The organism is Limnohabitans sp. (assembly GCF_040401495.1).
Classification (GTDB): Bacteria; Pseudomonadota; Gammaproteobacteria; order Burkholderiales; family Burkholderiaceae_C; genus Limnohabitans.
The window spans coordinates 22,391-49,167 of sequence record NZ_JBBAOI010000003.1; the positions used below are offsets into that span (position 1 = coordinate 22,391).

Consider the following 26,777-nt stretch of genomic DNA (forward strand, 5'->3'; position numbering starts at 1 on the left):
TGTGTTTACCTTGTTGTTGTTGATGTTGATGTCAGCGTACTTACCCCGCGCAAGCGCAAGGCATAACCATTCACATGCCGCAAATCTGCTGCTTCCAGCGCCTGTGTTTGTCGGCCGTATCGTTGCGCGACCTGAGCCAAGGTGAGCGTCATGCGCTCAACGCGCACCAGCACTTCATCACTTGTGCCACGACCCAACTCAATTTGCGCGCCACTTTTGAGCTCTGCTCGCCAACTGCCACGGGCGGTGAGTTCCAAGCCTTTCATTTGGAGCTGTAATTTTCCTAATTCGGGTTTTAATTTTTCATACATTCGCAATACCTGTGCAGACTCTGAATCTGGGCCACTTAATCGGGGTAAGTTTTCATCATCCAATTCACCAAAGTTTGCGCTGAACACTTCTCCCTGACGGTTGAGCAACCGGGAATCAGCGTCATTACCCCAAAATGCTGCAGGTTGGTGCTCTTCAAGTTCAACGCTGAGTCTGTTTGGAAACTCGCGCCTGACCAAGGCTTGTCTGACCCAAGGAACATTTTCAAAAGTGGCTCGCGCTTGCACCAAATCAACAGTGAAAAAACTACCCTTCAATCGTGGAACAACATTGGCTCTCAAAGTGACAGCATTGTTGTGTCTCACATCACCTTGTACCGTAATAGCAGAAAGCGCAAACACTGGATGGCGAACGATCCACCACAACATCGCACTCACTAAAACCACGCAAAAAACCGCCATTAGGATGACGCTTGTGATATTCATTAATCGAATATCCATCGCAACTGGTAAGTCATCGCTCATGCGCATGGCATTTTTAGCTTTCATTGCTTGGCTACCCCTCGTCGCGTATCTAAGCTCGCATTCGACAAAATCATGAGGCAAAGCTGGGGGTATGAAATACCAGAGGCCAATGCAGACATGGGTACCAGCGAGTGACTTGTCATTCCTGGACTGGTGTTCATTTCAAGCAGAAATGGTTGACGATCACTGGCACGAATCATGATGTCCGCTCTACCCCAACCACGACAACCCAATACCCGGTAGGCATCCACACTCAAAGCCTGAATTGTTTTCTCTTCATCTGCGGCTAAGCCACTTGGACAAAGATAGCTGACCTCATCGGTGAAGTATTTGTTTTGATAGTCATAATCACCTTGGGGGGCGACAATTTTCACCACGGGCAAGGCCTTGGCATTTTCACCGTGACCAATAATGGGGCACGTGACTTCTTCTCCTTCAATGAACATCTCACACAGCAAGTCAGGGTCATAGCTAGTCGCTAATGCAATGGCTTGGGCAAGTTGTGCCTCATGTGTGACTTTGGTCACACCTATGGATGAACCTTCGTGTGGTGGTTTGACAATCAGTGGCAAACCGAGTTGCTTGATGATGCTGTTGATTTCTTCGGGGGTTTGTTCGTTAGGCGCTAACCAAACGGATGGTGGTGTAGACAAATTCTCTGCTCGCCAAAGGCGCTTGGTCATTTGCTTATCCATAGCAATAGCAGAAGCCATCACTCCTGAACCGGTGTAAGGAATACCCATCAACTCTAGGGCACCCTGCACTGTTCCATCTTCGCCGTGTCTGCCATGCAACGCAATAAAAGCATGGGTATATTGCTGTGCCTGCAGTTGCTCCAAGGGGATTTGCGATGGATCAAATGCGACTGCATTGACCCCCAGAGATTGCAATGCAGTGAGAACACCTTGTCCAGACAACAGCGAGATTTCTCGCTCGGCGGAACGCCCACCCATCAACACAGCGACTTTGGATGTTGCAATGTCAAAGCTTTTCATGCGCTAACCACCTTCAATGCAGCCCTGTTAGCACAGCGCTCAACAACCATGGAAGGTACTGAGCCAATTGAACCCGCTCCCATGCACATCACCACATCGCCGTCTAAGGCGTTGGTAACCACCAAGTCAGCGAGTGCTTTTAAGTCTTGGGCAAATACCAGTTGCTGCTGTCCCGCCACACGAACGGCATGCGACAGTGATCGTCCATCTGCGGCCGCAATCGGAACCTCACCCGCTGAATACACCTCTGTCAACCAAAGGACATCAACTTTCTGTAGTACAGCGACAAAGTCTTCAAAGCAGTCGCGTGTTCTGCTAAAGCGGTGCGGTTGAAATGCCAACACCAAGCGACGACCAGGAAAGGCTCCGCGGGCTGCTTCAATGGTTGCTGCCAATTCAACCGGGTGGTGACCATAGTCTTCAATTAACGTGAAATAGCCACCGGCTTTGGCAGCTATTTCTCCATGCCTTTGAAACCTTCGCCCCACGCCACTGAAGTTTGCCAATGCTTTGACAACAGCTTCATCTGGCACATTCAACTCAACTGCGATTGCAATAGCAGCTAATGCGTTGAGTACGTTGTGCGTTCCTGGTAAATTCAAAACAATATGTAAGTCTGGCAATGTCACGCCGTTGCTGCGCTTCACAGTGAAATGCATGCGATCGCCTACGGCGCGAACATCTGTTGCTCGAACTTGGGCTTTTTCTGACAAACCGTAGGAAGTAATTGGTCTTGAAACTTGTGACAAAAGACTGTTGACCACTGGATCATCTATGCACAACACAGCCGCACCATAAAACGGCATTCGGTGTAGGAATTCAATGAAAGCTGATTTCAATTGATTGAAATCATGCCCATAGGTTTCCATGTGGTCTGCATCTATATTCGTCACCACAGACATGATGGGACTCAGGTTCAAGAAGGAGGCATCCGATTCATCTGCCTCAACCACAATGTAGTCTCCAGCCCCTAATTTGGCATTGGCACCCGCACTGATAAGCCGACCTCCAATCACAAAGGTTGGATCTAAACCCGCTTGCGCCAATACACTGGCGACCAAACTGGTGGTGGTGGTTTTCCCATGTGTTCCTGCTATAGCTATGCCTTGCTTGAGTCGCATCAATTCTGCGAGCATCACGGCCCTAGGAACAACGGGTATCAGTTTTTGGTGTGCAGCAATAACTTCTGGGTTATCGGCTTGTACAGCAGTCGATGTGACCACTGCATCTGCACCTGCAATGTTGAATTCGCTATGCCCCACTTGGGTTTGAATTCCCAGCGCAGATAGCCGTTGCAAGACGGGTCCGTCTGACAAATCAGATCCAGATACTTTGTAACCAAGGTTGTGCAGTATTTCGGCAATGCCACTCATGCCCGCACCCCCGATACCCACAAAATGGACATGACTGATGGCGTGCTTCATTGCAGCGCCTCGTTACATGCTTGTGCAACCCACTGTGCAGCATTGGTTTTTCTCAATTCATACGCCTTGGCAGCCACCTCCAGAAGTTTGTCCCTGCTCAGAGTTTGCAACTGTTGTGCAAGTACTTGTGGCGTTAATGTGTGTTGTAGTGCTATCCATGCTGCGCCATACTCTGACAGAAACTTGGCGTTCATTGTTTGGTGGTCATCGACTGCAAAGGGAAAAGGTATTAACAATGCGGCAACACCGATAGCTGAGAGTTCACTGACCGTACTCGCACCTGATCGACAAATCACCAGATCAGCTTGTGACATGGCCTGTGCTGGGTTATCGATGAATGCAGTGAGTTCAGCCTCTACACCTGCTTGGGCATAAGCTTTAGCCAAGTCCTTTAAATGCTTTTCACCACCTTGGTGCAATACTGTAGGTCGATCTTGAAGAGGGATCAAAGCCAGTGCTTGGGGGACAACCGCATTGATTGCCTGCGCACCCAAACTGCCGCCCATCACCACCACCTTCAATGGTCCGGTTCTTCCAGCAAACCTTTGTGCAGGCGCCATTTGATTTATAAATTCCGCACGCAGTGGGTTACCCACCCACTCGGCTTTGGGTAAAGCGTTAGGAAAACTGCTAAATACTCGATGTGAAATTTTGGCAAGCCATTTATTTGCCATTCCAGCAACTGCGTTTTGCTCATGCAATATCAAAGGCCGGCCACACAACACACCCATCACCCCCCCTGGGAATGTGATGTAACCCCCAAGGCCCACCAATACATCAGGCTTTATGCGCAAGATCAATTGCAAACTTTGAATGAAAGCTTTTATCAACCGCAATGGCATCAGCATCAAGGTGGATATGTCTTTTCCTCGGACACCACCAAATTGCACCGCCTCAAATACAAAGCCCTTGGGGGGAATCAGTTGTGATTCCATGCTGGGATGTGGCGCACCCATCCAATGCACCTTCCAACCTTGACCACGTAAAACTTCAGCAATAGCTAAGCCTGGAAAGATATGTCCGCCTGTACCGCCGGCCATCACCAATGCGGTGGGAGTGCTCATACACGACCTCCATGCATAAGTAGTCGGTTTTCATAATCCACACGCAGCACAACGGTCAACGCAATTAGGTTGAGTAATATGGCCGAACCACCGTAACTCATCAAAGGCAAAGTCAATCCTTTGGTTGGCAAAGCGCCTAAATTCACGCCCATATTGATAAAGGCTTGAAAGCCAATCCAAATGCCTACTCCCTGCGCTACCAATCCAGCAAATACCCGGTCCATGGCAATGGCTTGTCGTCCAATGAACATGATGCGACGCGTCATCCACATGAAAACGCCAATCAATGTGACTACGCCTATGAGTCCAAATTCTTCACCAATCACCGCAAGCAAAAAGTCTGTGTGCGCCTCAGGTAGCCAGTGAAGTTTTTCGACACTGCCACCTAAACCAACCCCAAATATTTCTCCCCGCCCAAAAGCAATCAGTGAGTGGGAAAGTTGATAGCCTTTTCCAAGAGCGTACTTTGCACTCCAAGGATCTAGGTAGGCAAAAATACGTTCACGCCGCCATTCAGAAAAACCAATGATGAGGCCAAATGCGATGAGTAAGACAAGTGCAATCAATATGAACATTCGCGCATTGACACCGCCTAAAAATAAAATGCCCATAGCTATCACTGCAATCACTAAAAATGCCCCCATATCGGGTTCTGCCAGCAATAGTGAGCCCACAATTGCGATTGCCACACCCATTGGTGTAACTGCTGCAAAGAACTTTTCTTTCACATCCATTTTGCGAACCATGTAATTGGCTGCATACAAAAGGGTTCCGAATTTTGCCAATTCTGAAGGTTGAAAATTGAACACGCCTAAACTGATCCAACGTCTGGCGCCATTGATACTTTTCCCCATAAAGGGCAGTAACACCACAATCAATAAGACGATGGAAACAATGAATACCCAAGGAGCGGTTTTCTCCCAAGTGTCCATTGAAACTTGAAAGACCAGCAAGGCAGCAATGAAGCCAACACCGAGTGCAGCCATATGGCGCACAAGATATTGAACCTGAGAAAAACCTGTGGAACGTGGCCCATCGTTGAGTGCAATTGATGCGGAGTAGACCATCACCAAGCCCCATATCAGTAAGCCTGCTATGGCCCAAACCAAGTTCTGATCGAATGCTTTGATACCTGCAGGTGCTACTCGCGTGCGACCATATTCACGCCCATGTACACGAACTGGCAATGCGTCAGGCCCCTCTTTTGGCGTGCTGCCAAACCAATGACCTACGCGGTCTGCCCAATTTAAAAACACGCTATCGCTCATGCGTGCCTCTCTTCAAAAACCAATGCGTTAACGCAGTCGGCGAATATTTGCCCACGCTCTTCATAGTTTTTGAACATGTCTAAGCTTGAACAAGCCGGCGAGAGCAAAACTGTATCCGCAGCACGCGCCTGTTCGCTGGCTTTCGCTACAGCGCTGGCCATGTCGGTGGCCTGTAGCACGGGGAACTCCACTCCAGTCAATACTTCTTGAATGTGTGGAGCATCTTTACCTATCAAAACAACTGCTCGCGCAAATTTCCTTAGCGGCTCTACCAGTGGCCCAAAGTCTTGGCCTTTAGCGTCGCCACCTAGGATAGCCACGATATTTTTATGTTTGCCTAAACTGTTCATAGCTGCAACAGTTGCACCAACATTCGTACCCTTGCTGTCATCGACGTATTCAATATCGTTGATAACACCAACTGTTTGCAATCGATGAGGCTCGCCCATGTATTCACGAAGTGCATACAACATTGCCGCCACTCCAGCCCCGCAAGTACTTGCCAGCGCAAGAGCGGCCAAACTGTTGATGGCATTATGTTGCCCTCTAATTCTCAGCGCATCAGCTGGCATCAGTCGCTGAAGATAGAGCTCTTGCTCAATAGACTTCTTGCCCTCTGTCTCGGGAACAGATGCTCGCACCAGCCATGTCATGCCATTGACATGCTCTAAGCCATAGTCACCTGCATGCGCAGGTACGTCCGCACCATAGAAAATCAATTGTCGTTTTTCTGATTTCTTTTTGGCTGCATCCTTGGGTAGCAATGCTGCAACCGATACATCATCGCATGGCACTACTGCAATGGCATGATGACCATAAATTCGAGATTTTGCATTGCCATAACTCTGCATATCTGTATGCCAATCTAGATGGTCTTGTGTCAGGTTCAACACACATGCCGCCGTTGGCTCAAATTGCGCTTCACTATCGAGCTGAAAGCTTGATAACTCCAATACCCATGCTTGCGGTAAATCATCCAAGTTTTCACGCAATGTATCCAGCAAGCTAGGGCCTATGTTTCCAGCCATGGCCACCGTCATTCCTGCGCGCTCTAGCAAAAGTGAAGTGAGCTTGGTAACTGTGGTTTTTCCGTTTGTTCCCGTGATGGCAAGCACCTTCGGTTGGTATGCTTGCTCTTTGGCCAGATAGTTCATGGCATGCGCAAACAGGCTTAGTTCAGTTCCATGCCAAAGCCCTTTTTGTTTGACTGCTGTCCACACTGGTTCGACTTGTGCGGGTGTTAGCCCTGGGCTTTTGAAGACACCCTTTATAGAAGAATCATCTAGCAAGCTTGCAGCAATCACACCATGTACAAATGTGGCTTCAATTTTTTCTAGCCGCATAGTTGCCAAGCATGGCGGTTTTTCACGGTTGTCAACCACAGTCACTTTGGCACCTTGCGATACACACCAACGAACCATGGCCAAGCCAGACTCACCCAGGCCTAAAACCAATAGATGAAGGTCTGTAAGTATCTTCATGCTCACCGCAATTTCATTGTAGAAAGACCCACCAAACACAGCAGCATGGTGATGATCCAAAATCGAACCACTACCTGCGTTTCTTTCCACCCAGATTTTTCAAAGTGGTGGTGCAATGGGGCCATTTTTAAGATGCGCCTACCCTCACCATATTTACGCTTGGTGTATTTGAAATAGCTGACTTGCATCATCACTGAAACAGCCTCTGCTACGAAGATACCGCCCATGATGGCCAGCACAATTTCTTGTCTGACGATGACGGCAATTGTCCCCAAAGCTGCACCTAAACCCAAAGCGCCTACATCACCCATAAAGACTTGTGCGGGATAGGTGTTGAACCATAAAAAGGCCAATCCTGCACCAGCCATTGCAGCGCAAAATACCAATAACTCACCAGCGCCTGGGATATGTGGGAAAAATAAGTAACGCGAATACACAGCAGAACCTGTGACATAGGCAAATACGCCAAGTGCTGATCCCACCATGACCACAGGCATGATTGCCAAACCATCTAATCCATCGGTCAAATTGACTGCATTGCTAGAGCCTACGATCACCAAATAGGTCAACCCCACAAAACCAAGCACCCCTAATGGGTAGCTGATTTCTTTAAAGAAGGGCAATAGCAAACCTGCTTTGGGCGGCAAGTTGACATCAAAGCCTGAGCGTACCCAGCTGTAAAACAGTTCCATCACGCGTATGTTGCTGACCTCTGAGATGCTAAATACCAAGTAAAGCGCGGCCAACAGACCAATGATTGATTGCCAGAGGTATTTTTCTCCAGAGGGCATTCCCTCTGGGTCTTTTCTAACGACCTTGCGCCAATCATCCACCCATCCTATGACCCCAAACCCCAAGGTAACCAACAACACAATCCAAACAAATCGGTTGGATAAATCTACCCACAGCAAAGTTGACAATGCAATAGCTAGCAAAATCAAAACGCCGCCCATGGTGGGAGTTCCAGATTTCACAAGATGAGTCTCTACGCCATAGCCTCTGATGGGTTGTCCAATTTTGAGTTGTGTCAATTTGCGAATCACCAAAGGACCAGCAATCAAGCCAATCATGAGCGCTGTCATTGCAGCCATTACAGCCCTGAAGGTAAGGTATTGAAATACCCGCAAATAACCATAATCTGGCGACATGGCTTGTAGCCACTGAGCCAAGCTCAAGAACATGGAGCCTCCGTGGTGTTAGAAGAAAGTGAACGGGCGTCTACCCAAGTTTGAATGGCTTGCACAACACGCTCCATACGCATGAACCGAGAGCCTTTAACAAGCACTGTTTCTACCAAAGGTAATCTGGCTTGTACCAGTGCACATACCTCATCAATAGATTGGCAGTGCTTTGCATTTGAAAATGACTTGGCTGTATCCCTGCTAAGTTCGCCTAAGGTAATAAGATATTCAATACCACTGGCCTGAGCATAACGACCGACTTCGGCATGAAATTCTGGCCCTTGGGTGCCCACCTCGCCCATGTCTCCCAGCACCAATAAGCGGGGCTGGGTTGACTGGGCCAAGATATTGATAGCAGCTCGTACTGAGTCTGGGTTGGCGTTGTAGCTGTCATCGATCAGCACCAATTGTCGATCTGCCCACTTTAGGAAGAAGGATTTCGATCTGCCATTGACAGGTCTAAAAGCAGCTATGCCTTGCTCTATGAATGGCAAAGGTATGTTTGCTGCAACCGAACAAGCTATCGCGGCTAATGCATTCTGAACATTGTGATTACCAGCAACAGACAAGACAGGGGATAGCTGTCCCATGGGCGTTTGAATGCTGAGTTGCCATTGCTGATTCGACCATCCGCTATTGATCAGTTTGACGTCTGCTGTATTCGATCGTCCAAAACTTATGCCTTGCCTATTGCCTGTTAATTTCCTCCAAAGCTCTGTGTAAGTATCCTCTGCTGGAAACACAGCAACACCATTTGTAGGCAGTGATGTAATCACTGCACCGTTTTCAGTAGCGACTGCTTGTACGCTGTGCAAGAACTCCTGGTGTTCACGTTGAGCGTTATTGACCAATGCAATATTGGGGGCAGCCAAACTGGCGAGTTCTGCAATTTCCCCGGCATGGTTCATTCCCAACTCGACCACGGCGCTACGATGGTGCGATTGCAATCGAAGCAAAGTCAGTGGCAATCCAATGGCATTATTGAAATTTCCTTGGGTTGCCAGTGAATTCTCACCCTGCCACGCACGCAATATGCTTGCAATCATCTGCGTGACGGTGGTCTTGCCATTGCTACCTGTCACAGCAATTACAGGGATTGAAAACTGTGAGCGCCAAGCACGAGACAGTTCTCCGAGTGCTTTCAATGTGTCCGCCACCTCTAAGCCCATCAAACCAGCTTCTTTTAAGCCATGGCTTGCAATGGCAGCACCAACACCTTGTTCAGTGAGTTGAGATAAAAAGTCGTGCCCATCGAACCGCTCGCCCCTTAAAGCGATGAACAGATCACCACGCAACAGACTTCGGCTGTCGGTGTGTATGCGAGATACCTTTAAGTTTGGGTCCCCAACCAGACGGCTATGAGGCAACCAGGAATGCAATTGCCCCAATGAAATATCGAGGTGCTGAGTCATACATCACCCCTTAAACGCAAAGCAGCCAACACATGCTTTTCATCTGAGAAGGGAGTTCGCTGCCCTCCTATTTCTTGATAATTTTCATGGCCTTTGCCTGCAATGAGAATGACGTCTTGTGGTCTGGCTTTTTCAATAGTTTGGGTAATAGCTTGCGCTCGGTCTATGCAAATGATCGCCTTTGATGGATCTGCTAAACCATCCACCATGAATTCAATGATGTCTTGCGGCTTTTCATTGCGAGGGTTATCACTGGTTAAGACAATGAGGTCGGCTCCCTCCTCTGCGGCTTTTGCCATAGGTGCTCGCTTGCTTGTATCGCGGTCACCACCGCAACCAAAAACACAGTACAACTTTCCTTGACGCGCAGTTGCCATGGGTCGCAGGGCTTTGAGCGCCTGCATCAGGGCATCGGGTGTGTGCGCATAGTCAATGACGACACATGGCGTTTGTGCACCACCCAAACTTTGCATACGACCTGGAACAGATGGCAATTGGTGACAGGCTTTGATCGCTTGTGAAAGCTCTATCCCGAGAGCACGCATAGAGGCTAAAACTCCCAGCAAGTTCAGCACATTGAATTCGCCCACCAAGTCAGTTGTCAGCAGGTGAATTTGGTCGCTTTCCACTACTTCAAATTGCAAACCATGTTTACCGTTTTGTACGGACTGCGCACGAAGTCTTGCGTCGGAGTGCATGGAAATTGTCCAAATGTCTGGTGTCACTTCCTTTTTTTGAACTTGTAGTTGATGCGCCAACTCTTTCCCATGTACATCGTCAATATTAATGATTGCTGCTTGCAAATTTGGCCAAGCAAACAGCTTGGACTTCGCTTGCCAATAGGCATCCATATTGCCGTGGTAATCCAAATGGTCTTGCGTGAAATTGGTGAATATGGCGATGTTTAATCGGGTTCCATCTAGTCGATATTCACTCAATCCTATAGACGAAGCTTCTATGGCACAGGCTTTGACGCCATCGTCTACCCATTGACGTAACTGTGCATGAAGCCGTAAGGGATCTGGCGTTGTCATGCCAGTGATGTGTAACTGATGCGCTTCACCCATGCCCAATGTACCCACTACGGTGCATCGTTGACCTGATCGGCTAAGAGCATGCGACAACCACCATGCGGTTGAAGTTTTACCGTTGGTTCCAGTCACCGCCAGCATCTTCAGGTTTTGACTTGGTGAATCGAAGTACGCATCAGCAATAGGACCACAGGCTTGCTTTAAATCTGTGTAGACGCCAATCCTTGTCTCGTCTTGCATCCAGGAAAATTGTTCAAGACCTTTAGCCTCCACAAGGCATGCGCCTGCACCTTGGGATAAAGCTTGCGCTACATACTGGCGGGCATCCTGAGTTAACCCTGGCCAAGCAAAAAAACCGTCACCTTTTTTGATTTTTCGGCTGTCAATATGCAGTTGTCCTGAGACCATATTTCGCAGCCACTGAGCTGCTTGGGGTGGCGTCTGTAATGAACGCATCAAAACGACTCCGCTTCGGCTTTGGCAATGACTTGTGGCTTAACGGCCCTATCAGGTTGAATACCTAGCATCCGTAATGTTTGCTGCACAGTTTCACTGAACACGGGTGCAGCCACATCGCCACCAAAGTAGCGCCCATTGCTAGGCTCATCAATCATCACCGCAACCACAATACGGGGCGTTTCTATAGGAGCCATGCCTACAAAAAATCCTCTGTACTTTTTATCTGCGTAGCCTTTGCCTTCTTGCTTATGGGCTGTTCCGGTTTTTCCACCCACGGAGTAGCCCATGGTTTGTGCTTTAGGTGCAGTACCGCCAGGGCCGGTGACCATATTGAGCATCTTGCGAACTGCAACAGCGTTTTGAGCGCTGATAGCGCGTACGCCGACCACCCTTTCTTCTCGCTTGATAAGACTGACAGGTACGACCTCGCCATCTCGTGCAAACACCGTATAGGCTTGTGCTAACTGAAACAAGCTGGTGGATAAACCATAGCCGTAACTCATGGTGGCTTGTTCAAGGGGACGCCATGTTTTGTAGGGGCGCAAACGTCCGGCAACTGCACCAGGAAAGGGGATTTGAGGTTTTTGCCCAAAGCCTACTTGGGTATACATCTCCCACATATCTTTTGGTGTCATCTTCATTGCAATTTTGACTGTGCCAACATTGCTCGACTTTTGAATCACCTCTGACACACTGAGCATCCCGTGCGGATGAGCATCTGTGATGGTCTTGCCGTTCATATTGAGCTTGCCAGGCGATGTATCTATGGGTGTTTCAGGTTTAACCATGCCTTTTTCCATCGCCAATGCGATCACAAAGGGCTTCATCGTCGAACCAGGTTCAAAGGTATCTGTCAGTGCGCGATTGCGCATTTGCACGCCATTGAAATTGCTTCTTTTTTCCGGGGAATAACTTGGGTAATTTGCCAGCGCCAGCACATCCCCTGATTGCGCATCTAAAACCACTACGCTGCCAGCCGCGGCCTTATTCTCAATCACTGCTTCGCGCAGTCTTTGATAAGCAAAATACTGAACTTTGCTATCAATGCTAAGTTGTAAATCTCGGCCGTCTTCGGGGGGAATTTCGTCGCCAATGCCCTCAACGACTTGTTTGTGACCATCATTAATGACACGTCGAGAACCACTCTTGCCTGCCAAATGCTTGTTGAAGGCAAGCTCAACACCTTCTTGCCCGATGTTTTCAATATTTGTAAACCCAACCACATGCGCTGCTGCTTCACCTTCTGGATACATGCGCTTGTACTCCATGGTGGTGTAAATGCCTCGCACACCTAGCTCATTGATTTTTTTACCTAATGCCATGTCTGCTTGCCGCTTGAGCCATACATGCTTACGCTTTGGATCTTTGATTTTTTCTTGAAGTTCTGCGCTTGGCATTTCAAGTAAAAGTGCGAGCTCCTTCAGCTTGGGATTGCTTGTATCCATTTCCTCTGGACTGGCCCAAATACTCGGCATAGGAACACTCGACGCCAAGATCAGCCCATTTCGATCGAGTACCCGTCCTCGGTTCGCAGGTATTTCTAACGTTCGCTCAAAGCGAACTTGTCCCTGTTTTATAAAGAAATTGTTATCGAGTACTTGGACATAGGCTGCGCGTACGACCAAACCGATAAATCCTAGGGCAATGCCGGCAACAATAAATTGGCTGCGCCAAACAGGAGTTTTGCTCGCAAGCAATGGATTGGTGGAGTACTGCACACTGCGACTGCTCATGGCTGTGCCTTAGGTGTGCTGCTAGCGGAGACGCTTTCACTGTTGTTTTTCTGTGTTGAAACATATTGGGTAATTGCAGGCGAAATCGTATGCATATGCATTTGTTCACGTGCGAGTTTTTCGACTCGCAGTGGGGTTGCCTGCGCACCGCGTTCTACGTCTAATCTGTCATGTTCTGTATCGAGTCGTTGGGTCAGGGCCTTGGCTCGGTCTAGCTCTGTATACAAGCGGCGCGACTCGTATTGGGTGCGTACCAAATACAGCGCACTCAGCACTACCGCCAATAACAGCATGGCACTGATGCGCGTCATACCGCCTCCTGCAACGGTAAGCGCTCTGCTACGCGCAAAATTGCACTTCGACTGCGCGGGTTGGCACTGACCTCTTCTGTAGTCGGACGTTGACGCCCCAAATCGCGCAGCGCCAATGTCGCTGGGTTGGCAAATGGGGCTCGTCGGTCATACACTTCTTTCGCGTTTTTTGCGATGAATTGTTTGACCATTCGATCTTCCAGTGAATGAAAACTGATCACCACCAAACGCCCTCTAGGTTGTAAGACCTGCAGACTGGCGTCCAGTGCCTGTGCGAGCTCTTCAAGCTCTCGGTTGATAAAAATCCGAAAGGCTTGGAAGGTTCGTGTTGCGGGGTTTTGACCCGCTTCACGGGTTTTGACAACTGAAGCAACCAATTCGGCCATGGCCAATGTACTCGCGGGCAGTTGCCCCGCATCACGTTGGGCGACGATGGCTTTGGCGATGCCATTAGCAAATCTTTCCTCTCCATAGTCACGAATCACCTGAGCTATCTGGTCGGTACTTGCCACGCCCAACCAGTCGTAAACGCTTTGGCCCTGGCTTGTGTCCATTCGCATGTCCAACGGGCCGTCCTGACGGAATGAAAAGCCTCGCTCTGGGTTGTCGATTTGAGGTGAACTCACCCCCAGATCCATCAGCACACCGGCGACGCTGTTGTGCGGCAGTTGGCTCAGTGCTGCGAAGCCCTGATGGCGTATCTGGATTCGGGAGTCGTTCATCGCTTTGGCTACCGCAATCGCTTGCGGGTCTTTGTCGAAGACGATCAGTTGGCCCGTTGGGGAGAGTTTTTCCAAGATGCGCTTTGCATGGCCGCCTCGGCCAAAGGTTGTGTCGACATAGGTGGCTTCGGCCTGGACGTCCAGCGCCTCGACCGCCTCCTTCAACATGACGGTGGTGTGTGCCCATTCAGTTGTTGCCATTCCACGTTAGAACGAAAAATCGCGAAACACATCGGGCATTTCACCCTTCATGGCTTCGGCCTCTTGGGTGTCATAGGTCGACTTGTCCCAAAGTTCGAAATGGGTACCCATGCCCAGCAACATCACGTCTTTGCTGATATTGGCTGCGCTGCGCAGTTCAGGAGAGATGAGCACACGTCCCGTGCCATCCATTTCGACATCCATCGCGTTACCCAACAAAATACGCTTCCACCATTGGGCGGTCATTGGCAATGCGGCAACACGCTCTCTGAATTTTTCCCACTCGGGACGTGGAAACAGCATCAAGCAACCATGTGGGTGACGCGTGATGGTCAGCAGGCCTGCCGTGGTCGCGCTCAATACCTCGCGATGCCGCGTCGGCACCGACAAGCGACCCTTGGCATCCAAACTTAGCGATGACGCACCTTGAAACACGACTAACAACCCCTTGGTTACACAAACATGGCTTGCAAACGTGATGAATCTCACATTTTTGCACTAAATACCACTTCTATGCACTTTAACAGGATTTTTCGTACTTGCAAGACATAAAATGAAGTTTTAGTAGCAAAATCAACAACTTAGCTCGTATTTCGCATTGCCATCTATTTAAAAAATCATTATTAATTAAGTACTTAGAAGAAATATCGTATGTGACTTATTAGCTTTTTGAGAGTAAAAAAAAGCAGGCCATATGTGGCCTGCTTTTCTCTGAGCGTAGCGTAAGCGTCAATCGCCGAACATCTTTTGCTTCAATTCACGCCGCTGTTGAGCCTCTAGCGACAGGGTGGCGGTCGGTCTGGCCAATAAACGACCAACCCCTATAGGCTCGCCAGTTTCATCGCAATAGCCGTAGTCGCCGCTGTCGATACGCGCAATAGATTGCTCAATTTTCTTAAGGAGTTTGCGTTCACGGTCGCGCGTGCGAAGTTCTAATGCGTGCTCCTCCTCGATAGTGGCCCGATCGGCTGGGTCTGGCACGATGACGGTGTCTTCACGCAAATGCTCGGTAGTTTCACCAGCGTTTGCCAAAATGTCTGTTATGAGCTGAACCAATTTCAATCGGAAAAAAGCCATTTGCAGTGCATTCATGTACTGCTCTTCAGGCATTGCCAGCACCTCCTCATCAGAGATGGTGGCCGCTGTTTTTGTTTTCCAGTTGTTAGCCAGTTTGGGGTTTTTCACAGGAATCATGGGGACAACCGCAGGCAGAGTTGGGACAGAAATGGGCCCATAACTGGCTTTGGCCATGGTGGAGGCCACGCTCAGCCCTGGGGGGGGAGGCATCATCGACATGGCCTTTGCTGCTCGCGGAGACTTCTTGGCGTTGTCAGGTGTGGACTCAGCCCGAGGGAGGGCAGATACGGGAGTTTTCGATGCAAGCGCAGACGCTTTGGTATTGCTTGAAGCAGTTTTGGAGGCAGTTGTCACAGTTTTGGTTACAGGTTTCGCAGAGACGGGTTTCTTGACTGGGGGCGCTTTTTTAACCGCTGGTTTTTTTGCGGCTGGCGTTGCTTTTTTGGCAGGCACGGCTTTCTTTGCTGGGACAGCTTTTTTAGCAACGGCCTTTTTCACAACTACAGGTTTTTTAACAGGCACAGCTTTCTTTTTTAACACAGGTTTCGAGGCTGTCACGGATTTCTTGGCAGCGACAGCTTTCTTGGACGAGACAGCTTTCTTAGCCACTACAGGTTTTTTGACTGCAAGGGTTTTTTTAACAGGGGCTTTCACGACCTTGCTCTTAGGCTTTGCAGCGGCGACCTTGGATTTACTCTTGGCTTTGCTGTCGCTCGAATGCTTTGTGGATTTCAATGCAAATCTCCTTACAGGGTGGCGTCGAGTGCGCTAGCACCAAGCCCCATACTGCTTCTGGTTGTTGTTTATTACTTCATGCGTGACCAGTGTCAAGGGCTTGGTGCAAAACATCACCTCAAGCCAATGGCGCGCGGATTGTACTCAGCTTATGCACTGTTCTAGGCCCTGCTGAAAGATATCTTTTGGCAAATCGATGCCAATGAATACCATTTTGCTCGTTCGCTTCTCCCCGGGTGCCCAAGCTTGGCCTAAATCACTGCCCATGAGTTGGTGTACGCCCTGGAAAATTACCTTGCGCTCGGTGCCTTTCATATGCAATACGCCCTTGTAGCGCAACATGCGCGGGCCATAGATATTGACGATAGCGCCCAAGAAGTCCTCCAGCTTGGCTGGATCTAGCGCTCGGTCGGCTTTGAAGACAAAACTTTTGACATCGTCATCATGGTGGTGATGGTGGCCGTGATCATGATCATGGCCATGGTGTGCATGGTCGTGTTGATGCGATGGGTGGTCGCAATGTTCATCATGTGCGTGGTGATGGTGGCCATCACTTAAAAAATCTGGGTCAATTTCCAGCGTGGTGTTGAGGTTAAACCCACGCAGATCAAATACCTTATCGATAGCTACTTCGCCAAAGTGCACGATATGTTGAGGCGCTCTGGGGTTCATATGCTTTAAGCGGTGCTGCAAAGCCTCCAAATCTTGGGCGGACACAAGCTCACTTTTGCTGATAAATATTTGGTCTGCAAAACCAACTTGCCTGCGTGCTTCTTGCCGATCATTCAAGGTCTGCGCTGCATGCTTGGCATCCACCAATGTCAGTACCGCGTCCAGCAAATAGCTTTCAGCTATTTCATCATCCATGAAAAAAGTTTGTGCCACAGGTCCCGGGTCAGCCAAACCTGTGGTTTCTATAACGACGCGCTCAAAGTCAAGTTCACCTTTACGTCTTTTTTCAGCCAGATCTTGTAATGTGGTGCGTAAATCCTCACGGATCGTGCAACATACACAGCCATTGCTCATCTGAACAATATGCTCTTTGGTGTCAGCAACCAATATTTCGTTGTCTATATTTTCTTCACCAAATTCATTTTCAATCACGGCAATTTTGAGACCGTGGGACTCAGATAGGATGCGCTTGAGCAGTGTGGTCTTGCCAGCACCTAAAAAACCAGTCAGAACCGTAGCAGGTATCAACATATCAATTCAACCTTGAAAACAACAAAGACCAAGTGGGGCAGTTTAGCCAGCATTCAAGCAGACTTACCTACTTCTGCATCAAAACCAAACCTTTGAGGTATTCACCCTCAGGAAAACACACGGTCATGGGGTGGTCGGGTGCGGCTTGAACTCGGTCAAGAAAATAGGCATCTACACCCGCATCAGTTCCAGCGGAGGCAACTATTTTATGAAACAACTCTGGGGCAATACCGCCCGAACAACTGTAGGTAAACAATACGCCTCCTGGCGAGAGTAACTTAAAGGCCCATCGGTTGATATCTTTATAGGCACGGGCAGCACGCTCGGCATGGGCTGCACTGGGTGCAAACTTGGGTGGGTCCAGCACAATGCCATCGAAGCGACGCCCCTCTTTGTGCATGCTTCGCAAAGTGGCGTTGACGTCTGCGTCTAAAAACGTAGCGTTGCGGTCATCAAAGCCATTGCGCTTGACATTGGCCTGTGCTTTGGCAATGGCTGGTGCAGAGGAGTCCACCGTGGTCACCGTGGCGCCGCTTCCCAGTAAACCTGCTGAACGCATGCCGCTTAAAGCCGCCACACTAAAACCACCTGTATAGCCATAGCAGTTCAAAACCTGCTGCAAGCCTAGGCGCTGAGCATATTCGGCAAACTTCAACCGACTGTCTCGCTGGTCCAGATAGAAACCTGTCTTATGCCCCTCCAAGATATCCAACTCTAAGCTCCAGTGGTGTTCTTGAATCACAATGGCAGTGGCGTCACTCGCGCCAGGCGCTCTGAAAAGCCACCCGGTCTTGGGCTCTAAACCTTCTAGCCCACGCACCCCAGAATCCGAGCGCTCAAATACTCGCTGCGCACCTGTGTGAACCACCAAAGCTTTGACAATATCAGTTTTAAATCGTTCAGTACCTGCAGACAAGAACTGCGCTACCAAAGTGCCGTCATAGCTGTCCACTATCAAACCAGGCAGCCCATCAGCTTCACCATGGATTAAACGCACACCATTGGAAGGTACTTGTAACCGCGAACGCATGGCCACCGCTTTAGACACCTGTCGCTCAAAAAAAGCTGCGTCAATGTGTTCGGCTTCTTGAAATGACCATATGCGTGCACGAATTTTGGATGTAGGACTGAAAGCGGCCCAACCTAAAAATTGACCTGTTTCAGACTCCACGCGGACGGTCTCACCTGCATCAGCGCCTCCTTTGGCAATCGCTGAGTCGAAAATCCATGGGTGTCCGCGCAAGGCTGAGCGTTCCTTGCCCGCTTTGAGTTTCAATGTTTTCATAAGTTTTTCTTGCGCGCACGTGGATGGGCAGCGTCATAGATCTTTGCCAAATGTTGGTAATCCAAACGTGTATAAACCTGTGTGGTACTGATATTGGCATGACCTAGCAACTCTTGTACACCTCGCAAGTCGCCACTGGACTGCAACACATGGCTGGCAAAAGAGTGGCGCAACATATGCGGATGAACTGGTGTTGCAATACCAGCTTGGAGACCTCTTAAGCGCAAGCGTTGCCATACAGCTTGGGCGCTAAGTCTGGTTCCCCTTTGCCCCACAAACATGGCTGTTTGATCAACCGTGTTTTCTGGCAAACCAGCCGCACGAACAGCTAACCATGCTTGCAAAGCAACCAAAGCTTGCTGTCCAACAGGAATGCTTCGCCGCTTAGAGCCCTTACCCAGTACCTGCGCCTCGCCAGCAGACAGGTCTATCCACCCCTTGGCATGAGGACTGGCTTGAACGTCCAAACCGATCAATTCGCCCACACGCAACCCGCTGCTGTAGAGCAGTTCCACCATCGCGGTATCTCGGGCTTGCAACCAAGGATCGGTTTCGATGGGACGGTATTGTGCAAGCTGTACTGCATCGTCAACATTCAAGGCTTTAGGCAGCGGTTTGGCCGCTTTGGGCGCTCGCAAGCCAGACAAAGGATTCGCCTGTATCAAACCCTCTTTGCCCAACCAATTGAAAAAACCGCGCCAGCCTGAAAGTATCAGTGCAATACCGCGCGGGCTTCTGCCATCGGCATGCATTTGCGCCATCCAACGCCGAAGATGTGGCGTGTCAATAAGGGTTAAATTCGCCAAGCCAGTTTGCTCTGCCCACTCTGACAACTTGTTCAAATCTTCACTGTACAAAGCCACTGTTCTGTCTGACAGGCGTTTTTCAAATCGTACATGCGATAAATAACGCGTCACCAAATCTTGTGTGTCGTTCATTCGAATGTGCAATGGGCTCAACGTAAGCGGCTAAGGGCTGCGCTGGCCAACTCAGCGATGCGGCTGAGTAGATCAGTGCCCATGGAAGAATGAAATCTTTGTGGGTCTGGGGAAGCTAAAACCAACAAACCTAAGCTTGTATCGCTGGAATACTCGGCAGTCGCGTCAGTCACCCAAGGTGACTGAATGCTTCGCAGCGGCAACAGTGCCACTGACTGCGCTTCATGCGGGTGGGCCAACCATTCAACGGCTTCAAATTCGGCATTTACACCGCAATAAGGGGCTCGCAAGCCTTGCGCAAAAGCTTTGACTTCATCACTAACACCTTGGGCGAATTGTTCAATTTGAAATGCTTCGCCTACTCGCCAAACGCGAATAGCGACCTGTGGCACCATGAAGTGGTGTTGAATTTCATCGACGATGATGCCGGGCAGTTCAGCAGGGTGCTGGGTCATTAATAAACTTTGTGACCATCGGTGCAAGCGATCAGCCAAGACGGCGTTGTCGCTGCCGTTGCGAATCATTTCCATCATGCGTTGCTCTAAGGCACGAATTTTTTCACGCAACATATCGGCTTGACGTTCTTGCAAACTCACCGCACGCTGGCCATGCGGGCTGACAAACCGAACGTTGGACAGGAGCTGAGCATGGCGCTCAAAAAAGTCGGGCGTATTCACCAAAAAATTAGCGATATCGTCCTCTGTAATAGGGGTAATTGAGTTGCTCATTCGGGGATCTCCATCTCGCCAGTAAATACGGTTGTGGCTGGCCCACTCATCATCACCGATGAGCCCTCACCTTGCCAAGCAATTGTCAGCACACCACCTCGGGTATGAACTTGTACTTTGGGGTCTAGCCAGCCTTGTCGAATACCGGCCACGACAGCGGCACATGCACCAGTGCCACAGGCCAAGGTCTCACCTGCTCCGCGCTCATACACACGAAGTTTCACCTCTGTGCGCGAAAGTACTTGCAAAAAGCCTGCATTCACTCGCTTGGGAAATGCCATATGGTTTTCAATCAAAGGCCCCAAATAAGCCACGGGCGCTTTATCTACATCGTCCACACGAACAACCGCATGCGGGTTACCCGTTGAGAGTATTGCAGCATCTACATTTTCTTGGGCATTAAGTACAAGACGCCAAAGCAAGCCAAAAGGGTCTGCCAAAGAAATGGCCTTTGCAGCATCAAAGGGAACCAGCGCTAAACCAAATAATGGGGGTCCCATGTCTACTTGAACAGAACCATCATCTAATTGACTCAAGGTGATGATGCCACCATGGACTTGTACTTTGATAGTGGTTTTATCTGTTAAACCTTGAGCAAGCACAAAGCGGACAAAACACCTTGCACCATTGCCGCATTGCTCTACCTCACCTCCATCGCTGTTGTGGATGACGTAGGCGAAGTCGGCCTCTGCCAAAGAGGGTCGACGAACAGAGAGAATTTGGTCAGCGCCCACGCCGAAATGGCGATCCGCTATGAAACGGTAATGGGCAGGGTCCAGACCCAGCAAGCCTTGGGTCTCGTCGAGCACCACAAAGTCGTTGCCCGCACCCTGCATTTTGGTAAATCGTAAGCGCATTGGGTGATTATCGCCTTGTCATAATGTAGCCATGGTACGCGCCCATTCACAACTGCACCCCAGCCGAATTCCTAGCAAGCCTTTGCCAGCTGCCACGGTTTTGTTACTTCGTGACACGCAAGACGGTATTGAAGTGCTGATGACACGTCGCTCTTTGCAAGCCAGTTTTGCACCAGGTGCCTATGTTTTTCCTGGGGGCGGCATAGATGCAGCAGATGCAAGCTGTCACCATTTGGCCGAGCGACGTCCTACGCAAGATGACCAACGCCTGACGCAATCGATTGCCGCTATTCGCGAAAGCTTTGAAGAATTGGGTGTTCTTTTGGCTAGAGAAGCTGACGGCAAACCTGTACGCCCAGAAACGCAAATCTTACTTTCTAGACAAGAAAACTTTGCCGCGCAGTGCCTGTCGCATGGCTTAACACTGTCTGCAAACCAAGTGTATGTTTTGGCACATTGGGTAACCGACCGTGATTTGCCTAGGCGATTTGATGTGCCGTTTTTGGTAGCCCGCATGCCTGAGGGTCAAATACCTATTGCCGATGAAAAAGAACAGTTTGAGCCTGTATGGGTAAGCCCAACTGAGGCGCTGACGCGTCATGCGGCAGGGGACTTCTTCATTATCTTTCCCACCATTCGCACTCTTGAAAAACTGCAGAACTACACAACGGTGGACAGTGTTTTGGCCGATTGTGCCCACGAACAACCATGGTTTCACAGTTGCCCACGAGCTGGATTGCTACAAGGCAAAGATGCGCGCTTCATGGAGCATGAACCACCTTTTGGCGAGTTGGCACTGACCTGTCCTGATGGGCAAATCGTTCACCACCTAGATTGGCAATCTCACACCGCCGTACCCTTGCTGAATCACCTTAAACGCTTAACAGCACCCAACCCCAGCATGATGACAGGGCCAGGCACCAACAGTTACCTGATTGGAGACGCCCAAAGCGGTTATGTGGTGGTAGACCCTGGCCCACCTGACGCGCAGCATGTTGAGCGGTTATGGCAGTCTTGCAATGGCGACATCCGTGCCATCATTTGTACCCACTCACACCCAGACCATTCACCTGCTGCTTGGTTGCTGAAAAAAAAGTGTGCAGAAAATGGTTTATCCGTTCAAGTCATGGGATTGCCCTCTTGCGCCCACGCCCGTCAGCACAGCACGTTTGTGCCTGACACCGTTTTGCATGATGGTGAATGCATTGTTTTGAACAGTCATGGTCACTCGCACACCTTGCAAGTGATCCATACCCCTGGTCACGCGGCAAACCACCTGTGTTTGATTTTGCAAGAAGATGGTCTTCTTATCAGCGGCGATCATGTGCTCAATGGCAGCACCACCGTTGTTGACCCTCCCGACGGTCACATGGGGGACTACCTTGACTCATTAGACAAGCTAGTCTTAGCCTGCAAACAGTGGCATGTTCAATTCATATTGCCAGCGCATGGCTATGTTCTTGGCAACCTCTGGGATGAGCCTTACAGCGCCATCGACTGCATCAATCGTTTGAAAGCCCACCGATTAAAACGCGAAGACAAAGTTCGCCGTGCCATGCAGGCCTTGCCCCAAGGCTCTTTGCAAGATTGGTTGCCTCTAGCCTATGACGATGTACCGCAAGCCTTGTGGCCAGTGGCTCTAAGATCGCTGCAGGCACATGTGGCGCATTTACATACCAACTAAAGAAGGAAATCCATGATGAAACATCATGTTCTGCCCGTCATCCTCTGTGGTGGATCAGGTACCCGTTTATGGCCCTTGTCTCGCTCTGGTTTTCCCAAACAATTTTTAGTATTCAACGGCAATACCAGCCTCTTTCAACAAGCTGTTGAACGTCTGAATCAACTGGCCTCAACTGACATTGTCGTGGGACAAACTTTGGTGGTGACCAACGAAGAGCACCGTTTTTTATCGCTTGAACAATTGCGCGAATTAGAAAGCATTCAATGCTCTTTGCTTCTTGAACCAGCAGCTCGAAATACTGCTCCAGCGCTAACTTTGGCGGCGTTGTGTGCAGTGGAAAACGGTCAAGATCCCATCTTGGTGGCGACACCTGCCGACCAAACAGTTCAAAACCTTGAAGCGTTCAAGCAGGCTTTGCAAAAAAGCATACGAGCAGCCGCAGGTGGTGAAATTGTTATCTTGGGGGTCACGCCTGATCGCCCTGAAACAGGCTACGGCTATATCCAACAATCTGGCGCTATGGGCCAGCATGGCGAGTACAAGGTAGCCCAATTTACCGAAAAGCCCAGTTTAGAAGTCGCGCAATCCTACTTGCTTGGCGGTGAGCACACTTGGAACAGTGGCATGTTTGTGCTCAAAGCAAGCACTTGGCTACAAGCTTTAAAAGAGTTTGAACCTGATATGTTGGCTGCCAGCCAAGCAGCTTGGGCGGAGAAAACCGCCGATGCATCCTTTATTCGGCCTAGCAAGTCCATGTTTGCTCAAGTGCCTGCGGACTCCATAGACTACGCGGTGATGGAGAAATGCCCACAGTCACGTTTTCCAATCAAAATGGTTCCGTTGAATGCGGGATGGTCCGACCTTGGAGCCTGGGATGCTGTATGGCAAATTGCGCATGATGCTTTGCAAGACCCTGCTGGCAACGTGAGCCAAGGCGACACTTTGATGGTCGATACCACGCAAACTTTGATTCATGCGACCAGCCGTTTGGTGGCGTCAGTAGGTGTGACTAACTTGATCATTGTGGAAACACCTGATGCTGTGTTGGTAATGGATCGCTCGCAAAGCCAAAATGTTAAAAAAATCGTTCAACAACTTGAACAACAAAAACGGCAAGAACTCAAATTACACCGCAAAGTGAATCGTCCTTGGGGCTGGTATGACAGCATTGATGAGGGTGATCGTTTCAAAGTTAAACGTATTCAAGTCAACCCAGGGGCCAGCCTAAGCTTGCAAAAGCATCACCACCGGGCAGAACACTGGGTCGTGGTGAAAGGAACAGCCGAAATCACCAATGCAGGCCAAGTGATTTTGTTAACGGAAAACCAATCTACCTTCATTCCTTTGGGAGAAGTTCACCGACTTGCCAACCCAGGAACGATTCCACTTGAAATCATTGAGATTCAATCGGGTAGCTACTTGGGCGAGGATGACATTGTTCGATTTGAAGATACATACGGTAGAAGCTAAATAAATATTCTTTATTTATTGTCGATTTTTTTTGTTGCATTCAAAAACATTGAAGTAGCTCCCCTTTTCAATCGAACGGTATTCCCTGGCAAAAACCATGCGCAACTCGTCTGAAAAAAGCGGCTTGTTTGTATAAAAATTCAAAAGGGTAAAGGGCTGACCCTTTGACGGAAGAATAATGTGGTCGTAACTGCAGTTTTCAATTTTTGAAACAAAGAGCCGATCGTCAATCTTCGTGGTGAAACTGACCTCCATGAACGCAACAGGATCAAGCCTATCTCCATAATCTGAACCGAAAGCATAAGGTCTGAAAAACGACAGGGAATAGTTGGCGTGTTTTGAATCAGTTACCCCGACATATGAATTAGGAAATTTTTTCAATAAAGAATGGAACTCTTGTTTGGCTTTGTATTGGCTCTCTAGATAGTCGACACTGACGAAATAATTTTTCAAAAATTTGGGATAACCGTAGGCGATGTAATACAAAGACATTGACCACAAAACCAAGCCCAAAAACCGCGCAGAGCGATGCCCCTTGACTTGTTGAGCAAGAGTGAGTTCATGGATAAGCCAGAGTTTGAGGGGCAAGCCAGGCAGCAAATGGTGTGGCCCTGCGCCAGGCTTAGATGTCAACACACACACCAAAAATTCTGTGACTATCACCACAAGAATCATCACCCCATACTGATTCTTAAAACTGGTGCCTTTGGACACGCCCGTCCAAAGCCATGCAATAGGCAAGATGGAGAACAGAGAATAGGCTAAATTGCGTTGAAACAAGCCCTCACTGAGAGTTTGGGTTGCCAAAGTTTGAACATAAGCAAGATGGTTTGCAAGAGAAAAAACTGACAAAGCGTAAGGCGCAAGCGCCACAGCCAATCCCGCAAAAATCGCCATCCATAACTGCCGCAAAGCGTGACCTTGCATCAGTAACAATAGAGCAACAGGAATAAAAAATAAAAAGCCTGTGAACTTGAAGGTGGTAGCAATACCAGCCAATAAGCCAGTACACAACAAGCCCCAAGTTGGGGACTTGCCCACCAAAGTAACTGCCAAGGTGCTTAGCAAGAGCAAATAGGATTCGGGGCGATTCCAAAATCCAAACTCATAAAAGAAAAAGATCAATACCAAGCCTGCACGTGAAGCATGGCTTGGCAGCCGATTCCAAAGTAACAACAAAGACACTATATACGCCAAAACACTAGGAAGTTTGCTACCCAGAATTGGATCGCCAACCAGCATGGCGATTGAATTGCTTATATAAATTCCGGGGCCATAAATCAGCCCAATGAATTGCCACTGATCGCCAGTTGGATAAGCCAATCCACCGGCTTGAACAATTTGTCCAATGGTTGCAACAGTGGGCTCTGCGTGATCAAAGTAATTGGGGAAAATTAAATAAGCAACTGCAAGAGAAAGCGCCAGTACAAAAGTAATTTTTGAAAGTATGTTGAGCGATGCCAGTGCGCTGAATTGCCAGACTTTGGGTAAGACGACCAGAAACAACAACCCAAGCACAAGTCCATGACCCATGTCCTTCACCGACAGTAAAAATAAAAAATCAGAAATATTGAGCATGGTCATAGATTCAGAATAAGTTGACGTAAATCAGGTCTTGCGTCTGTGCGGCCAAACAAAAATAGCCGTGGCACTGAAGTTCCACATAAGTCCAACCAAGATTCCGGCCAAGCCCGACCACAGCCAACCGCCACCGCTGGTGTGGAACCAGGAAGCAACACCCACATTGGCCAAAGCACCCAAACCACAAGCCGCCATGAATTTCACCAAGCCCCAGCACCACATCCACCCGTGCAATTGTTTATCGCGGTAGGTGAGCAAATTGTTGAGATGGAAATTAAAAGCCATGGCCAGCAATACCGCAGCAGCCTGAGATTCAGTAAATGGCCATTCCAATAACTTAAGAGTCAAGAACAAAACAAATAAATGAACCATTACACCTAGGCTACCGACTGCACCAAAAGAAATCAAAGCAGTAGGCAGGTAGCGGCCCAAGGACTTGTCCGCCAACATCAATAAGTAGTCCCACGCTACGCGAGCGTCTAACTTGCTTTCCCCGGCATGGCGCAGCCCAAAGGTGAAGGGGATTTCTGTGAAAGACAATTTGCGAGGTGAAGACACCACGATATCAAGCAAGATTTTGAAGCCCATGCTGGAGAGGTTATGCACGGCAGCCATGAACGCTTCTCTACGCAACATGAAAAAACCGCTCATAGGGTCCTTGAGAGTGACCCCCAATAATCGCTGACTCAACCAAGTAGCAAAACGGCTGCTGAGTTGTCTGGACTCATCCCATTGCCCAACACCACCGCCCTCCATGTAACGCGTGCCCACCACCAGTTCACAACCAACTTGCTTCAAGGCCTGCAGCATCACGGGCAATCGGGTTTCATCATGTTGCAAGTCGGCGTCCATGACGGCCAAATAGGGAGCGCAGGTTGACAACATGCCTTCGACGCAAGCAGAGGACAAACCTCGCCGCTGAATACGGTGTATACACCTGACCCTTGGATGGCAAGCGTAGCGTCGTTTGATGTGCTCAGCTGTACCGTCTGGCGAATCGTCATCGACAAACACCACTTCCCACTCTATACCTTGCAAGACACGGTCTAAGCGGGACACCAACTCATCAATATTTGCAGCCTCATTGAAAGTGGGAACCACCACGGTGAGTTCCAAAGCCAGCGATTGAGCAAGATTAGTCAT

24 protein-coding genes are annotated in these 26,777 nt (G+C 49.3%); 3 read left to right on the forward strand and 21 right to left on the reverse strand.

Annotated features, from left to right (window positions below):
- Positions 1 to 5 precede the first annotated feature (5 nt).
- The 14 genes from AC9UEO_RS03235 to dksA all read right to left on the reverse strand — a co-directional run bounded on the left by AC9UEO_RS03235 (position 6) and on the right by dksA (position 15,372).
- Entirely contained in the window at positions 6 to 818 is an 813-nt protein-coding gene (locus tag AC9UEO_RS03235) for a cell division protein FtsQ/DivIB (RefSeq protein WP_509529793.1), read from the reverse strand.
- Positions 815 to 1,789 carry a D-alanine--D-alanine ligase gene (locus AC9UEO_RS03240; RefSeq protein ID WP_509529796.1) on the reverse strand — a complete coding sequence of 325 codons (975 nt, stop codon included), beginning with the start codon at positions 1,787 to 1,789 and terminating at the stop codon, positions 815 to 817. Before AC9UEO_RS03240 ends, AC9UEO_RS03235 begins: the two co-directional genes overlap by 4 nt.
- Complete coding sequence (gene murC, locus AC9UEO_RS03245; RefSeq protein WP_509529798.1) at positions 1,786 to 3,213, reverse strand: UDP-N-acetylmuramate--L-alanine ligase; 1,428 nt, start codon at positions 3,211 to 3,213, stop codon at positions 1,786 to 1,788. The genes AC9UEO_RS03240 and murC overlap by 4 nt, the downstream gene beginning before the upstream one ends.
- Complete coding sequence (gene murG, locus AC9UEO_RS03250) at positions 3,210 to 4,277, reverse strand: undecaprenyldiphospho-muramoylpentapeptide beta-N-acetylglucosaminyltransferase (protein WP_509529801.1); 1,068 nt, start codon at positions 4,275 to 4,277, stop codon at positions 3,210 to 3,212. Before murG ends, murC begins: the two co-directional genes overlap by 4 nt.
- Positions 4,274 to 5,545, reverse strand: a complete 1,272-nt coding sequence (gene ftsW, locus AC9UEO_RS03255; RefSeq protein WP_509529803.1) for a putative lipid II flippase FtsW — start codon at positions 5,543 to 5,545, stop codon at positions 4,274 to 4,276. Before ftsW ends, murG begins: the two co-directional genes overlap by 4 nt.
- Positions 5,542 to 7,026 (reverse strand): UDP-N-acetylmuramoyl-L-alanine--D-glutamate ligase, encoded by a 1,485-nt coding sequence (gene murD / locus AC9UEO_RS03260; protein WP_509529805.1) that lies wholly within the window; start codon positions 7,024 to 7,026, stop codon positions 5,542 to 5,544. The genes ftsW and murD overlap by 4 nt, the downstream gene beginning before the upstream one ends.
- 2 nt (positions 7,027 to 7,028) lie before the next feature.
- A complete protein-coding gene (gene mraY, locus AC9UEO_RS03265; RefSeq protein ID WP_509529808.1) occupies positions 7,029 to 8,207 on the reverse strand; it encodes a phospho-N-acetylmuramoyl-pentapeptide-transferase in 1,179 nt (392 codons plus the stop codon).
- Positions 8,198 to 9,619 carry a UDP-N-acetylmuramoyl-tripeptide--D-alanyl-D-alanine ligase gene (locus tag AC9UEO_RS03270; RefSeq protein WP_509529810.1) on the reverse strand — a complete coding sequence of 474 codons (1,422 nt, stop codon included), beginning with the start codon at positions 9,617 to 9,619 and terminating at the stop codon, positions 8,198 to 8,200. Before AC9UEO_RS03270 ends, mraY begins: the two co-directional genes overlap by 10 nt.
- Positions 9,616 to 11,106 carry a UDP-N-acetylmuramoyl-L-alanyl-D-glutamate--2,6-diaminopimelate ligase gene (locus tag AC9UEO_RS03275; protein ID WP_509529813.1) on the reverse strand — a complete coding sequence of 497 codons (1,491 nt, stop codon included), beginning with the start codon at positions 11,104 to 11,106 and terminating at the stop codon, positions 9,616 to 9,618. The genes AC9UEO_RS03270 and AC9UEO_RS03275 overlap by 4 nt, the downstream gene beginning before the upstream one ends.
- Positions 11,106 to 12,842 carry a peptidoglycan D,D-transpeptidase FtsI family protein gene (locus AC9UEO_RS03280; RefSeq protein ID WP_509529815.1) on the reverse strand — a complete coding sequence of 579 codons (1,737 nt, stop codon included), beginning with the start codon at positions 12,840 to 12,842 and terminating at the stop codon, positions 11,106 to 11,108. The genes AC9UEO_RS03275 and AC9UEO_RS03280 overlap by 1 nt, the downstream gene beginning before the upstream one ends.
- On the reverse strand, positions 12,839 to 13,153 hold the full coding sequence (gene ftsL, locus AC9UEO_RS03285) for a cell division protein FtsL (protein WP_509529818.1): 315 nt from the start codon (positions 13,151 to 13,153) through the stop codon (positions 12,839 to 12,841). Before ftsL ends, AC9UEO_RS03280 begins: the two co-directional genes overlap by 4 nt.
- Complete coding sequence (gene rsmH, locus AC9UEO_RS03290) at positions 13,150 to 14,076, reverse strand: 16S rRNA (cytosine(1402)-N(4))-methyltransferase RsmH (protein WP_509529820.1); 927 nt, start codon at positions 14,074 to 14,076, stop codon at positions 13,150 to 13,152. Before rsmH ends, ftsL begins: the two co-directional genes overlap by 4 nt.
- Positions 14,077 to 14,082: 6 nt before the next feature.
- On the reverse strand, positions 14,083 to 14,511 hold the full coding sequence (mraZ, locus tag AC9UEO_RS03295; RefSeq protein WP_509530190.1) for a division/cell wall cluster transcriptional repressor MraZ: 429 nt from the start codon (positions 14,509 to 14,511) through the stop codon (positions 14,083 to 14,085).
- Between the two features lie 294 nt (positions 14,512 to 14,805).
- Positions 14,806 to 15,372: an RNA polymerase-binding protein DksA gene (gene dksA, locus AC9UEO_RS03300; RefSeq protein WP_509529822.1), complete on the reverse strand. Its 567-nt coding sequence runs from the start codon at positions 15,370 to 15,372 to the stop codon at positions 14,806 to 14,808.
- Between dksA and AC9UEO_RS03305 the strand changes: the two genes are divergently transcribed.
- Positions 15,371 to 15,925, forward strand: coding sequence for a hypothetical protein (locus tag AC9UEO_RS03305; RefSeq protein ID WP_509529824.1), 555 nt, complete (start codon positions 15,371 to 15,373; stop codon positions 15,923 to 15,925). The two genes, dksA and AC9UEO_RS03305, sit on opposite strands and share 2 nt — an antisense overlap.
- 107 nt (positions 15,926 to 16,032) lie before the next feature.
- Here the strand turns inward: AC9UEO_RS03305 and AC9UEO_RS03310 are convergent, their stop codons facing one another.
- The 5 genes from AC9UEO_RS03310 to dapF form a co-directional block, all read right to left on the reverse strand.
- Positions 16,033 to 17,091 (reverse strand): CobW family GTP-binding protein, encoded by a 1,059-nt coding sequence (locus AC9UEO_RS03310; RefSeq protein WP_509529826.1) that lies wholly within the window; start codon positions 17,089 to 17,091, stop codon positions 16,033 to 16,035.
- A gap of 67 nt (positions 17,092 to 17,158) precedes the next feature.
- Positions 17,159 to 18,376, reverse strand: coding sequence for a class I SAM-dependent rRNA methyltransferase (locus AC9UEO_RS03315; protein WP_509529829.1), 1,218 nt, complete (start codon positions 18,374 to 18,376; stop codon positions 17,159 to 17,161).
- Positions 18,373 to 19,314: a tyrosine recombinase XerC gene (locus AC9UEO_RS03320; protein ID WP_509529831.1), complete on the reverse strand. Its 942-nt coding sequence runs from the start codon at positions 19,312 to 19,314 to the stop codon at positions 18,373 to 18,375. Before AC9UEO_RS03320 ends, AC9UEO_RS03315 begins: the two co-directional genes overlap by 4 nt.
- A 17-nt stretch (positions 19,315 to 19,331) precedes the next feature.
- Positions 19,332 to 20,042 carry a DUF484 family protein gene (locus AC9UEO_RS03325; protein ID WP_509529833.1) on the reverse strand — a complete coding sequence of 237 codons (711 nt, stop codon included), beginning with the start codon at positions 20,040 to 20,042 and terminating at the stop codon, positions 19,332 to 19,334.
- Positions 20,039 to 20,899, reverse strand: coding sequence for a diaminopimelate epimerase (dapF, locus tag AC9UEO_RS03330; protein WP_509529835.1), 861 nt, complete (start codon positions 20,897 to 20,899; stop codon positions 20,039 to 20,041). The genes AC9UEO_RS03325 and dapF overlap by 4 nt, the downstream gene beginning before the upstream one ends.
- 31 nt (positions 20,900 to 20,930) lie before the next feature.
- On the opposite strand from dapF, the gene AC9UEO_RS03335 reads away from it, so the two are divergent.
- Positions 20,931 to 22,583 (forward strand): MBL fold metallo-hydrolase, encoded by a 1,653-nt coding sequence (locus AC9UEO_RS03335; protein WP_509529837.1) that lies wholly within the window; start codon positions 20,931 to 20,933, stop codon positions 22,581 to 22,583.
- Positions 22,584 to 22,598: 15 nt separating this feature from the next.
- Positions 22,599 to 24,053, forward strand: a complete 1,455-nt coding sequence (locus AC9UEO_RS03340) for a mannose-1-phosphate guanylyltransferase/mannose-6-phosphate isomerase (protein WP_509529840.1) — start codon at positions 22,599 to 22,601, stop codon at positions 24,051 to 24,053.
- A gap of 15 nt (positions 24,054 to 24,068) precedes the next feature.
- On the opposite strand, the gene AC9UEO_RS03345 is transcribed toward AC9UEO_RS03340, so the two are convergent.
- Together AC9UEO_RS03345 and AC9UEO_RS03350 are read right to left on the reverse strand one after the other, a co-directional pair.
- Positions 24,069 to 25,637 (reverse strand): glycosyltransferase family protein, encoded by a 1,569-nt coding sequence (locus tag AC9UEO_RS03345; RefSeq protein ID WP_509529842.1) that lies wholly within the window; start codon positions 25,635 to 25,637, stop codon positions 24,069 to 24,071.
- A gap of 24 nt (positions 25,638 to 25,661) precedes the next feature.
- Complete coding sequence (locus tag AC9UEO_RS03350) at positions 25,662 to 26,777, reverse strand: glycosyltransferase family 2 protein (RefSeq protein ID WP_509529843.1); 1,116 nt, start codon at positions 26,775 to 26,777, stop codon at positions 25,662 to 25,664.